General features: G+C 65.9%; 13 protein-coding genes. 8 read left to right on the top strand and 5 right to left on the bottom strand.

The genetic code is table 11. The annotated features are described in order from the left end of the window. Positions 1 to 313: 313 nt before the first annotated feature. From ACWGCN_RS06975 to ACWGCN_RS06950, 6 genes are read left to right on the top strand one after another with little or no spacing between them, the layout of a single operon-like run. A complete protein-coding gene (locus ACWGCN_RS06975; protein ID WP_452458631.1) occupies positions 314 to 697 on the top strand; it encodes a hypothetical protein in 384 nt (127 codons plus the stop codon). Between the two features lie 46 nt (positions 698 to 743). After that, on the top strand, positions 744 to 1,766 hold the full coding sequence (locus ACWGCN_RS06970; protein WP_452458632.1) for a hypothetical protein: 1,023 nt from the start codon (positions 744 to 746) through the stop codon (positions 1,764 to 1,766). Beyond that, the gene (locus tag ACWGCN_RS06965) at positions 1,763 to 2,254 is read left to right on the top strand and encodes a DUF6301 family protein (protein ID WP_452458633.1); all 492 of its coding nucleotides are present in this window, start codon (positions 1,763 to 1,765) and stop codon (positions 2,252 to 2,254) included. Before ACWGCN_RS06970 ends, ACWGCN_RS06965 begins: the two co-directional genes overlap by 4 nt. Next, positions 2,251 to 2,694, top strand: a complete 444-nt coding sequence (locus ACWGCN_RS06960) for a TY-Chap domain-containing protein (RefSeq protein WP_452458634.1) — start codon at positions 2,251 to 2,253, stop codon at positions 2,692 to 2,694. Before ACWGCN_RS06965 ends, ACWGCN_RS06960 begins: the two co-directional genes overlap by 4 nt. Positions 2,695 to 2,751: 57 nt before the next feature. Further along, on the top strand, positions 2,752 to 3,237 hold the full coding sequence (locus ACWGCN_RS06955; RefSeq protein WP_452458635.1) for a DUF6301 family protein: 486 nt from the start codon (positions 2,752 to 2,754) through the stop codon (positions 3,235 to 3,237). Next, positions 3,234 to 3,680, top strand: a complete 447-nt coding sequence (locus ACWGCN_RS06950) for a TY-Chap domain-containing protein (RefSeq protein ID WP_452458636.1) — start codon at positions 3,234 to 3,236, stop codon at positions 3,678 to 3,680. Before ACWGCN_RS06955 ends, ACWGCN_RS06950 begins: the two co-directional genes overlap by 4 nt. A 12-nt stretch (positions 3,681 to 3,692) precedes the next feature. Here ACWGCN_RS06950 and ACWGCN_RS06945 read toward each other — a convergent pair whose 3' ends face one another. The 3 genes from ACWGCN_RS06945 to ACWGCN_RS06935 form a co-directional block, all read right to left on the bottom strand. Beyond that, on the bottom strand, positions 3,693 to 4,013 hold the full coding sequence (locus ACWGCN_RS06945; protein WP_301904962.1) for a WXG100 family type VII secretion target: 321 nt from the start codon (positions 4,011 to 4,013) through the stop codon (positions 3,693 to 3,695). A gap of 124 nt (positions 4,014 to 4,137) precedes the next feature. After that, positions 4,138 to 4,938, bottom strand: coding sequence for an ESX secretion-associated protein EspG (locus ACWGCN_RS06940; RefSeq protein ID WP_452458637.1), 801 nt, complete (start codon positions 4,936 to 4,938; stop codon positions 4,138 to 4,140). Then, a complete protein-coding gene (locus ACWGCN_RS06935; RefSeq protein WP_452458638.1) occupies positions 4,935 to 6,842 on the bottom strand; it encodes a hypothetical protein in 1,908 nt (635 codons plus the stop codon). The genes ACWGCN_RS06940 and ACWGCN_RS06935 overlap by 4 nt, the downstream gene beginning before the upstream one ends. A gap of 220 nt (positions 6,843 to 7,062) precedes the next feature. On the opposite strand from ACWGCN_RS06935, the gene ACWGCN_RS06930 reads away from it, so the two are divergent. Together ACWGCN_RS06930 and dtd are read left to right on the top strand one after the other, a co-directional pair. Then, positions 7,063 to 8,598 carry a hypothetical protein gene (locus tag ACWGCN_RS06930; protein WP_378993642.1) on the top strand — a complete coding sequence of 512 codons (1,536 nt, stop codon included), beginning with the start codon at positions 7,063 to 7,065 and terminating at the stop codon, positions 8,596 to 8,598. A gap of 108 nt (positions 8,599 to 8,706) precedes the next feature. After that, complete coding sequence (gene dtd, locus ACWGCN_RS06925) at positions 8,707 to 9,150, top strand: D-aminoacyl-tRNA deacylase (protein WP_378993643.1); 444 nt, start codon at positions 8,707 to 8,709, stop codon at positions 9,148 to 9,150. Here the strand turns inward: dtd and ACWGCN_RS06920 are convergent, their stop codons facing one another. Beyond that, the gene (locus tag ACWGCN_RS06920) at positions 9,151 to 10,437 is read right to left on the bottom strand and encodes an ABC transporter permease (protein ID WP_378993644.1); all 1,287 of its coding nucleotides are present in this window, start codon (positions 10,435 to 10,437) and stop codon (positions 9,151 to 9,153) included. It lies immediately after the preceding gene. Continuing rightward, positions 10,434 to 11,711 (bottom strand): ABC transporter permease, encoded by a 1,278-nt coding sequence (locus tag ACWGCN_RS06915; RefSeq protein ID WP_452458639.1) that lies wholly within the window; start codon positions 11,709 to 11,711, stop codon positions 10,434 to 10,436. Before ACWGCN_RS06915 ends, ACWGCN_RS06920 begins: the two co-directional genes overlap by 4 nt. Positions 11,712 to 11,719: the final 8 nt, after the last annotated feature.

The raw sequence follows: 11,719 nt of genomic DNA, 5'->3' as shown, positions 1-11,719 counted from the left end.
AGCGCTACGTCACCAACTCGAGTCCGTGAACGTCGCCATCGCCCCTCATCCCTCAATAGTGATGCCCGGTCGAGCACACCACAACTCGTTCGCCTGCGCAACAGAGTGACAGCTACCGACGAATCCGTGGTGACGACAGAATGAACGCCAGGCAGCCGGAACGAACCCCGTGCGGGCGACTTGACGACCAGCCGGTGCGGGCGAAGGATCGGGGTCGGGGCACGCCGAAGCGCTGGCACGACGGGGCGCCCCGAGCCGACGAGCACGCCGAGCCGGACACAGACTCCATGATATCGAGAACGGGACGCACGCAATGGAATTGAAGCCGGTGGCCATGTACCGCGAGATGTACGAGCGCGGGCACGACGAGCTGCCCTCGGTCTTCGACGCGCCCACCGGTACCGTCGAGGGCGACCGCGACCGGATTCTGAACTACATGCGCAAGGTTCGCGCGATCTTCGACGTCATGGGCGAATCCCCCGACCTGTTCATCAGAGACGCCGACATCGAGGGCGGCCCCTCCCTGTACTCCGACGGCGTCTGGATCTGGCGCGAGGACTCGCTGAAGTACCTCGCCGAGCAGGCCCTCGTCCTGCCCACCGAGTTCGTAGAGCACGTCCGCGCGCTGGACTACGTCCCCCAGAATTTCGACACCCGCGACCCCGATTTCGACGCGGCGTTCCTGTCGTACTTCTGACGGCATCCCGGGTCCGATCGAGCAGTCCGAAAGCGGAGGGTTCACGTTGGCAGACGACGAATACATCTACGACGAAGAGATCCAGAATCTCGTGGATAGCCAGATCAGTCTCCACGACGCCGATTTGCGGATGGACGGCAACACGGCACTCTACAAAGGCAAGCCGTTCACCGGCGACATTGTCGACGACAGCAGTGGCACCATTGTCGAAGGCTACGAATATGTCGACGGCGTCCGTTCGGGTTACTGCTACGGGCGCTATCCAGACGGCAGCCCACGGTTCTTCGGCGAGTACCGTCGCGGTCTCCCAATCGGCCGCTGGACAGTCGAGAACATGGCGGGAAGCCTCGTCGAGGAGTACGAATACGATCCGAGCGGCTGTCTGCGATATCGCAAACGCTGGAACGACAACGGTGTCCTGATCGAAGATTTCGACGCCAAGACGATCGCCAAACCCACCATCACCGGGGTCCGCGACCGCGAAGACCCCGACATCCACTACGACTCAGCGACCGAGACCCGCTACGACCGCAGCGAATTGTTCACCGGACAGCTCGCCGAATACACCTGGGTAACCCGCGACATCGTCGAACTGTCCTGGTACACCAGTGGACACTGGGACGGACCACAACTCGCCTGGTACACCGTTGGCAGTCGCAAATACGCCGGCACCTCGACCCACGGCCAGCACTTCGGTCTCTGGCTCGCCTGGCACGAAGACGGAACCCTCAGCCAGCGCTCTCTCCTCGGCCTGGACGGTACGACCCTGCTCCTCGAAAAATGGGACGGAAGCGGGCAGCGCACCGAACACACCACCGATCCCGACATTCTCATCGAGGAACTGCTCCACACCGACTACGACGACGGCAAACTCATCCGAGCTGGGATGTTGACCCCCACCGGCCCCATCGGTTACTGGTGTACCTGGGATACCACCGGCCGAATCCGTCGGGAAGACCATTACAGCCCTCGACACCAACTGCTCCTCCGCCGCGAATGGGACGAGGAAGGCGTACTCGACCGACCCGCCGAAGGCTCTGCGCTCCAACCGGACAGGACACCACGATGACTACTTGGCACACGCGAACCACCGAGGAAGTCGCTGACCTGGCAACCCGATTGCGCGCCATCGACTGGACATGGCAGCTCACCGAAATTCCCCGAATCGCTGAACATTTCGGTTGGAAGGTCATCTCCAGCAAACCCGCCTGGGCTCTTCTCGACACCGGGCTCGGCCCGGCCAGCGGAAAGGCCTTCGCCGACAACGGCCACGTCGAACGCCTCCAAGTCGACGCCAGCACCATCGGACCCGACACGAGCGAGGGTCGCGCCGAGGTCCACGCCGCCTACTCGGCGATGGCCGAGACACTGGTCGCCACGCTCGGCCCACCGACCACTGAAATCAATGGCGATCTCGAAGAACTTCGATGGGCGGGATCGGACTCCACCTTGCTCCTGCAGGAGCTCGCACGGTCGATCAAGCTGGCCCTGGTCACCAACGAATGGCTGACCGGATTCGACCACCGAGTCCAACTCTCCCGACAGGGACAGCTATGAGCGACTGGGCGATCTTCACCGACCGCCTGGCCTCGGAGCTCGACGAACTCCCCATCACCTCCCGCCTGATCATTTTCGAACCCAAGTCGGTCTCCGGCCGAAGGTTCGTGCAATTCGCGAGAGATGAGGACGTACTGTCGGCCCAACTCGTCGGCAGTAAGTCACTCGACCCGGAGTGGCAGCCCGATGCGGCAGGCTGGCGGGCGATCACCCGCGCGGGTTGGCACCAGCCCGACGCGGCCAATGCCCACCTGTGGTGGGTCGACTTCGACGCGCCGGTCACCATGGACGACTGCCGACGAGCTGCCGCCATCGCCGTCACCGGCCTCCGCGACGGATACGGCATCACCAGCCCGGACGCCCTCGTGTACGACGCCTGGGCGGGACGGACCGGGACCATCGACCTACCCACGCTGGGGCTGAAGCAACAAAGGATGTAAGCCGAGCGGCCGTGTTCTCGACTGGGAATACGATCCAGCGCGCGGGAAGACAAGCGGATGAGCAAATGGCGGTCGATCCCCAATGTCGAGGCAGCCGACCTCGCAGACAAGCTGCAGGCCCTCGACTGGTCATGGAACACGGATGCCGCCCCCGCAGTCGTCGAACGATTCGGTTGGCACACAGTCTCCAGCCGGCCGCGCCGGATCACACTCGAGACCGGGTTCGGCCCGGATGGCGGCACGATTCGCGCCAAGAACGGCCAGGTCACAGGCATCGAACTGCGACTCACCGACTTCGCCGATGCAGGCGAGAACGTCGAGGTAGCAATGGCTTTCGACAACATCGCCGCGGCGATCTCCGCGAAGCTCGGCGAGCCGACCGGGCGCGTGGCCGGTCCGCTCCTGCAGTACCGGTGGGCCGGGGCCGAGGCCACGGTCGTGCTCCAACCCTCCGCCGACTCGGTGTGGCTACACCTGGTCACCAATGCGCGGCTGGCCGCCGACGATCGCAATATCGCGCTCGACGAGCAGGGCCTGCTGTGACCGACTGGACCGATTTCGCCCGTGGGCTCGCCGCCGAACTCGCGGCCGCACCCGAGAGCACGGTGCTGGTGATCGGCGAAACGGCATCACCGGGCGCACGACGCTTCGCCCAGTTCCTCAAGACCGGCGAGGCAGTGTCGGCCGAACTCGCCGGCGACGAATGGCTCGAGCCCGCCTTCCGCCCCGATGACGACGGCGCCCGGACGATCATCGAAGCAGGTTGGCGTCTCCCCGACGAGGCCCACATGGGCAACTGGTGGGCCGAATTCCCCTGGCCGGTCGACACCGACGCCTACCGTCGGCTCGCCGCGATCACCGTCACCGGACTCCGCGACGGCTTCGGCATCGACTCCCCGCTGGCGCTGGGCTACCAGGGCTGGGTCGAGCGTGCCGGAAACAGCAGCCTGCATCTGCCGGGCCTCGGTATCCCGGACGCGAGTTGACCGACTGCCTGACTACGTCAAGCCGTCGCGGTTGCCCTTTTCCATCTTGTCGATGTAGTCGGCGCTTTCGGTCTGGCCGTCGGCGAACTCGCCCATGGACTTCGCCATCGTCTTGACGTTGTCGCTGGTGTTGGTCCACGACGAGTCGTAACCGTCGTTGCCGCCGGGGCCGTCGTTGAAGCTCTGACCGAGTTTGTCGTTGCCCCAGACGTTTCCGCGGCCGTTGAGCGAGCTGTTCAGCGTATTGATGATGCCGGTGAGTTGCGTGCTGACGTTGCGCGATTTTCCGGCCGCGGTCCGGAAATCGTCGGCGTCGTACTCGAAGGTGCCCATCGCCCTCATCCCTCCACGAGTGGTGGCTCTGAGCACACCACAACTCTTTCGCGTGCGCAACAGCCTCGCACGACAGAACGAACCCGAGATGAAAGCGCTGTGAACGGTGGGTACCTCGCGGCTCCTATGCGCTTGCTTCCCAATGTGATTCCACGCGCGACATCATGCGCTGGATGGACGTGTTGACCTTCTCGGTCAGGTCCGATCGCGACATCGGGGTGGCGATGGGATTCTCGCTGGGGAGTTCGATGACATAGCGCCCGTCGTCGGGAAGATCACGCCACACCAGGATGTCGCGATGCATCCCCCGCGAGCCGAACATGGACTGATTCTGCAGGATATTGATGGTTCCGGTGCGGTCGGCGGAATGGCTGAAGAACTCGGTGCTGCGCTCGACGATCGAGGTATCGGCTTCCTCGAAGAACATCGAGGATCGCTGCCCGTACTCGTCGCCGGCGCCGGCGCTCGCGTCGGTGACGAGCGGGATCATCCCGCCCGTGCCCGCACCGGTGGCCGGCATCAGGTCGACGATGGCGTCGGCCAGGCCGTGGGGACCGATGTCGACCACCGTGTAACCACCACTGTGCGTGGGGGTTTCACCAGGCAGCTGGTAGACCAGGTACCCGTTGGCGCCGGCTCGTGCGGCCCTGGCCTTGAGCCACTGGCCGGCGTCGTCTCGCGCACGATCGTTCCAACCACGCAGCCGCACATACACTTCCGGTCGCTCCAGCACATCGAAGACCGAGCGAAGCGTCGGATCGACCGTGTGTTGCAGACGCTGCCAGACCTGGTACTTCTCTTCCTCGTAGTCCTCGTGCAGGCGAGTCCTGGTCTGGAAGGTGAGCGGACGCGGCAGATCGGTGCCGACGAATCGCTGCCACAGCACCCGGAATTCGATGTCGGTGAGCTCCCACTTCCGCGTCACGCCTGCGCCTCCGGCCGTGCGTGCGCGAGCGAACCGGCGGCGCCGACTTCCACGGATTCGACCGGTACTTCCACAACCTGCGCGGGGGCTTCGGTCGCCATCGACTCGGCGAGCAAGCCGGTGAGCGGGGTGACGACCTCGCCCAGACCCGAGAGGTTGGAGAAGTCGGGCAGCGAGGCGCGCGGGAATGCCTCGCCCGCAGCCGTTTCGGCGCTCTCCTCCGGCACTCCCGCCCCGTCGACGGTCGTCGTCACGGTGTCGATGCCGAGCAACTCAGCCAGCGGCGAGAGGGCGGGGTTGTCCGCGATCAGCTGGTTGAGCTCGGGCGACTGCGACAGCAGTTCGGTCAGGTCGGGGAACTGCCCGAACAGGTTGCCCAGCTGGGTGAAATCGGGCAGGCCCGAGATGGCGCCGGTACCGCTGGTGTCGGCGGACACCTGCTGCAACGCGGTGGCCAGCGAGGGCAGCGCCTGGGTGAGTGAGGAGACCGCAGACGTCACCGCCGACATCACCGAGGACAGGATGCTGGACATGTCGCCCGATCCCGACCCGCTCGACCCCGTCGACGACCCGGTGGATCCAGTTGATCCGATGGAACCCGCCGTCTGACCGTTCGCGCTCTGCTGCGAACCGTTGGTGCCGTTCTGCTGCAGCTCCGCGGCCGCCTGCTGGGCGGCTTGCTGCGCCGCTTGCTGGGCAGCCACCGCGGCCGGCGACGTCGCCTGCTGTTGGCTCCCACCCCCGGAATTACCACTGCCACCGGAATTTCCGCTACCACCGGAGTTGTTGTTACCACCGGCATTGTTATTGCCGTTGTTATTACTGTTGCCGTTGTTGTTATTATTGTTGTTGTTATTGTTCTCCGGCGGCTTCACCGGCCCCTTCGGCGCCGCGGGCTCCGCGGCCGCAGGGAAGAGCTTCTCGGTCTGCCCGACACCGTCGACGTAGTGGCGCTTGTACCGATCGCGGTTCTCCTGCAGATCGTCGTCACACTTGTCTTCTTTGTCGATCGGCATACACACCTTGGTCGCGTACAACCAGTTCGCGGTGTACTCGAGGTTCTGCTGCATCATCGTGAAGGAGTCGCTCGCGGTCATCGCCGACTTGCCGAACGTGGAGATCGCGGCGAACGCGGCGTCACCGCCCTGGCTCTCCCACCGGTCGCGGGTGATCTCACCGAGCTTCTGCTCGAGGTTGTAGGCGGCGCCGTGCACGGCATGGGCCATCGCCTCCCAGATCGGAGCGTCGTTGGCCACCTCCTGCCAGGACAGCCGCTGACCGAGGTCGTACATGTCCCGCCAGGACATGTTGTCCGCGGCGCGGACGGGTATCCGCACACCGACCGATTCCGCCGTCGCGGTGCCCGCGTGCTTGGGCACGTTCGCGGTCTCGATGTCGTAGTTGTGCTTCTCCATCTTGATTTCCATGCCGGTGCCCTGCCGCACCTTGACATCGACTTCCCAGTGGGCCGGCGTGTAACCACCGGCCTGGGAGACCTCGCCCTTCATATCCTTGGCACCCGGCGAGGAGTTCACATTCTTCAGATCGCCCTTGAGCGCGGCGATGTTGTCGCCGGAGCCCTTGTCGGTGTCGGTGTACGACTCACCCGCGGCCTTGAACATGGAGACCAGATCCTCGAGCGAGTCGATATAGCGCCCGAGCAGGTCCTTGGCCTGGGTGGCCTCGGAGATGAACTTGGTCCGCAGCGGCGGACCCGCGTCGACTTGGCTGCCGCCCAGCTTGGACTCGTCGTAGTTGTTGAGGTCGTGGTCGCGGAACAGGTTCTGGCAACCCTTGAACACCTCGATCGCCGTACTGCACGCCTTGGCCGCCTCGAGCGCAGCTCCCGTCTCGACCTTGACTTTTGCCTTGCTGGCCAGTCCTGACCAGGGAGAATCGCCCACGCTAACCGCTCCTCGAAGCACCCCACCGCCGACCCTCGCAGCCGACTCGATCGCATCGCATTCTAGTGAGCAATGCGAAATATGCACAGCACCAAGGAAACACCGGCATCGATGCCGGATGAACAGCCGGTTCCGGCGAACGATCCGGCAGCCGACACCGATCTGTGACAGACTCGATCAAAGCGCTAGCGGCCGCCGGACGGCCATGAACGAACGAACGATGGGTGCCCAGCTTGACGTCGCGATGGAACTGCTCATGACCGATCTGAGCGGCCTCGAACGGCGCGTGGCAGCCAATCGCGCCAACACCCGCAGCCAGCACGCCGACGACTACCTGCGCTTGGCCGGATCGCTGACCGAATTCGCCCAGGGTCTGCTCACGACCAGGGACGATCCGTCGGGGCGCGACCGCACGGCGGAGGCGCTGGAACCCGCGCAGGAAGCGGTGGCGATCCGGCTGCACTGGCTGGTCGGCGGGTACGTCTCCTACGAGTACGCGGGTGCGTTGCAGGACGCGTTGCGGTTGTTCGAGCAGGCGACGCGGCTGGTCGGGCACCGGCAGCTCGCGACCAACACCATTCGCAGCGCCTGTTCGGCGTATCGGCAGGTCGCGCAGGACTATCCGGATGTTTCGGCCATGTGCGCCGACGGGTTGTCCAAGTGCGGCGTGTGGTTGATGCGGCTCGATCACGACGCTGCGGTGGCGGCCAGTGAGTCGGCGGTCCGGATTCGGGCGGCGATGTACGCGCGCGCTTCCGAACAACCGGGCAAGTACCTGGCGAGTCTGAGCACTCTGCTGCGCACCCTGATGGTGGGGCGCTCACGTAAACAGGCCATCGCGACCTACCGCACCCTGTATTCCGAGGTGACCACCACCGCGAGCACGGCGAAACTGCGCGAAACCCGGGTCGAGGAGCTCGACCTCACGGTCAAGACCACGCAGGCGCTGGTGAAGCTGGGCGCACCGACCCTCGAACGCGCGGGACGGCTCACGCAGCAGCAGATCCTGTACCAGTCGGGTGGCGACCTGGCCACGATCGACGAGATCAATTGGCGGCTGGCCCTGGTGGGTCTCAAACCCCTTGCGGCAGGGGCGATGCCGGAGCCGCCGTCGCGACCGGTCGAGATCTCCGCGACCTACGGCGCGATCGCCGTCCGGTGCTCGGCGCCGGACGCGCTGGAGCAGGTACGCGCCGCGATCGTCGCCGCGTACGCCCAGGACGGCGCGAATCCGGTCGACGCGGGCCGCTTCGCCGGGGTGCACGACAAGCACTGGGGTGTCAAAGAACCCAAGACCAACCTCGAGACCGAGCTCGGCGCCGATGTGGTGCTCGTCGAAAAGTCTTCGGGCAGCTGGATTTCGGTGAAGAGTCTCAACTGGGAGATCGGCGCCCTCGGCAAACACCCACTCGCCGTGGCCCTCTCGATGAAATGGCCGGTCCTCACCGTCGCCACGATCGAGAAGATCTCCTACGAACTGTGCCTCTACGACAACGGCGTCGCCACCCAGTACGCCGCCCTCGGCAGGCCGGCGGGCCAGGCACCCCTCGATACCCCGCTGGCGCCCCTGGATTTCGCGACCCTGGCCGACTACGGCGCCGACTACGCCTCCGAAACCCAGGTCAGAGCCGCCTTCGGCAATGCCGAGATGTTCGCCAAGGTCACCGAGCTCCCCGGCGCGGGCATCCGCCAGTCCGCGGAGAAGGCCCCACTCACCGACTACGGCCCGAATATCCTCTTCTTCGGCAAGGATTGAATCGTCACCGCGAAAAGCCGCGGTGCCCAGCAGACCCGTGGTGATCGCACCGACAGATGAGTCGCCCCCGAACGCCGCACAGCGCGGTCACCCGGCATGATCGGAGCTGTGCGAGTACTGCTGCAACGTGTGACCAGCGCCCAGGTGAGCGTCGACGATCAGGTCGTCGGCCGCATCGACCCGGCGGCGACGGGAGTCCCCCACGGCCTCCTCGCTCTCGTCGGCGCTACCCACACCGACACCGCGGCCAACGCGAAAGCTCTGGCCGACAAGGCCTATCGCCTGCGCATCCTCGACGGTGAACGCTCCGCCGCCGACCTGGACGCCCCCATCCTGGTGGTCAGCCAGTTCACCCTCTACGCCAACACCGCCAAGGGCCGGCGCCCGTCCTGGAACGCCGCCGCCCCCGGTTCCCTCGCCGAACCCCTCGTCGACACCTTCGCCGAGGCACTCCGCGAACTGGGCGCCACCGTCGCCACCGGAAAATTCGGCGCCCACATGCAGATCGAACTCACCAACGACGGCCCGGTCACCGTCCTGCTCGAAGGCTGACTACTTGTCGCCCGGCCGGTACGGGATGCCGTCGGCGGCGGGCGCGACCGCCTTTCCGATGAATCCGGCGACCACGACCAAGGTGACGACGTAGGGCAGCATGCCGAGGAATTCGGTGGGGATCGGGTTGCCCGGCATGGTGTTGAGGAAGCGTTGCAGGGCGCTGGAGAAACCGAACAGCAGGGCGGCCAGCAGCGCGCCGACCGGCTTCCAGCGGCCGACGATCATCACCGCCAGGGCCACGAAGCCGAGCGCCGCGGTCATGTTCTTGCTGAAGGCCACATTGTTGGCGATGGTGAAGAAGGCGCCGCCGAAACCCGACAGGGCACCGGCACAGGTGACGTTCCAGAAGCGCAGGCGGTTCACGTCGATGCCCGCGGCGTCGGCCGCGGCCGGATGTTCGCCGACGGCGCGGGTGCGCAGGCCCCAGCGGGTCTGGAACAGCAGATACGACAGCCCGAACACGCAGGCCAGCGCCACATAGACGAACAGGTTCTGGTCGAACAGCACCGGCCCGAGCACCGGGATGCCGGTCAGGAAGCCGAGGCCGATGTCGTGGAGGAACCCGCCGATACGCGGCACCGTGCTCGGCTGATTGAGCGAATGGTCCATGCGCATGAGCCGTTCGAACAGGAAGCCGGTGAGCCCCAGCGCGAGCAGATTGAGGATGACACCGGTGACCAGTTGGTTCACCTCGAAGCGGGTCGCGAGCCAGGCCAGCAGCAGCGTCGACAGCATGCCGCTGATCACCGCGGCCACAATTCCGGCGTAGGGGCTGCCGGTGATCGAGGAGAACAGCACCGCGGTGAACGCGCCCGCCAGGAACTGGCCCTCGATGCCGAGGTTGATCACGCCCGACCGTTCACAGACCACGCCGGACAGCGCACCGAAGATGAACGGCAGCGCCAGGAACAGCGTCGACGCCAGCACGAACTCCACCGGGAAGCCGACGCCCGGCGTCACCACCCACGACAGCGCCGCGATCACCAGGGCCGCCACCGCGATGCCGACGATCGCCCCGTGCGCGCGCCGCGAGAGCGGCCGCGCCGCCAGCACCCCACCGAGCACCGCCGTCACCACGCCAAGGATCAGCACGATCGTGAGAGTGTTGACAGTCCAGCCACTTTCGACGGTCTGATCCAGCCGGAAAGTGGTCGTCCGCCCACCGTCGACGAACAGCAGCCCGAGCACGCCGAGACCGATGCCGAGCACGATGAGCACCACCCCGGCCACACCGTGCCTGGCTGATTCGGCCGTGACGACCGGTGACGCGGTGGTGGTACTCACCAGCCCCTCGCTTCCAGAGTGTTGAGACCACCGCGCGGTGTGCGCAGGTGCAGCAGGGTTTTCACCAGCGCGGGCGCGGCGACGAACAGCACGATCACCGCCTGCAACAGCGTGGACATCTCGACCGGAATGGCGGGCTGCATGTGCAACGTGCCCGATTTCAGCGCACCGAACAGCAGTGCGGCGGCGACGATACCGCCGGGATGCGCCCGCCCGAGCAGCGCGACGGTGATCCCGTCGAACCCGAATTCGGCGACCGTGCCCGGATTCACCGTGTACGGGTTGAGCCCCAACACCAGTGCGGCGCCACCCAACCCGGCCAGCCCGCCCGACACCGCCATCGTGGTCACGAACGTGCGCCCGATATCGATACCCGCCGTTTCCGCCGTGTGCGTATTGGCACCGACCGCGCGGATCCGGTACCCGAAGGTGGATTTGCGCAGCAGCCACCAGATTCCGGCCGCGAGCGCCAGCCCGAGTAACAGCCCCGCGCTGACCCGCAGGCCCGAGCCCGCCCAGCCGAGCAGCCGGGGCAGTCGGCCGGAGAAGTCCACCTGCTTGGACACCAGTTCCTGCGAGGTCGTCGAGTCGATGAACGTGGTGCTCAACGCCCAGAGCAGAAAATAAGTGGCGATATTGTTCAGCATGATCGACGAGATCACCTCGTGCGCGCCGGTTTTGGCCTTGAGCACGCCGGGGATGGCGCCGAGCAGACCGCCCGCGAGCGCACCCGCGAGCAGGGCCAGCGGAACATGCAGCAGGGGCGGCAGGTCGAGCGCGAACCCGACCATCACGCCGCCGAGCAAGCCGAAGATGAACTGCCCGTGCCCGCCGATATTGAACAGTCCGGCCCGGAAGGCCAGGCCGACGGCGAGTCCGGTGAAGATCAGCGGGGTCGCGTAGGTGAGCGTCTCCGAGATCGGGCGCAGCACCTGGGCCAGGGTGGCGTCACCGTCGACATACTGCTGCACGCGCCCGAAGTCGATGATCGCGCCCTCGAACATGTCGCGATAGCCCGCGCTCACCGCCTGCCACGAGAAACTCAGCGCATCGGCGGGCCGGTTGAAGAAGTAGCCCCAGGCACCCCGCACCGCCGCGTCGGAGACGATGATCAGCAGGGCCCCGATCGCGAAGGCCAGCAACAACGAATAGATCGTCACCATCACGCTGTTGGCTTCGGTCAGGTACCCGATGAATGTGCGGCCGACGCCGCGCCTGTCCGGTTCACGCTCACCGGGTGGGTCGATGTCCGGCTCGATGGTCGTACTCGGCATGGGTGTCC

Source organism: Nocardia sp. NPDC055050 (genome assembly GCF_053608345.1).
This window is presented reverse-complemented; position numbering and strand designations above follow the sequence as displayed.

Bases quoted from the DNA above. Each gene is read 5' to 3' on its own strand.
- ACWGCN_RS06915 (WP_452458639.1), bottom strand. From the start codon at position 11,711: ATGCCGAGTACGACCATCGAGCCGGACATCGACCCACCCGGTGAGCGT.
- ACWGCN_RS06945 (WP_301904962.1), bottom strand. From the start codon at position 4,013: ATGGGCACCTTCGAGTACGACGCCGACGATTTCCGGACCGCGGCCGGA.
- ACWGCN_RS06930 (WP_378993642.1), top strand. From the start codon at position 7,063: ATGGGTGCCCAGCTTGACGTCGCGATGGAACTGCTCATGACCGATCTG.
- ACWGCN_RS06965 (WP_452458633.1), top strand. From the start codon at position 1,763: ATGACTACTTGGCACACGCGAACCACCGAGGAAGTCGCTGACCTGGCA.
- ACWGCN_RS06975 (WP_452458631.1), top strand. From the start codon at position 314: ATGGAATTGAAGCCGGTGGCCATGTACCGCGAGATGTACGAGCGCGGG.
- ACWGCN_RS06960 (WP_452458634.1), top strand. From the start codon at position 2,251: ATGAGCGACTGGGCGATCTTCACCGACCGCCTGGCCTCGGAGCTCGAC.
- ACWGCN_RS06955 (WP_452458635.1), top strand. From the start codon at position 2,752: ATGAGCAAATGGCGGTCGATCCCCAATGTCGAGGCAGCCGACCTCGCA.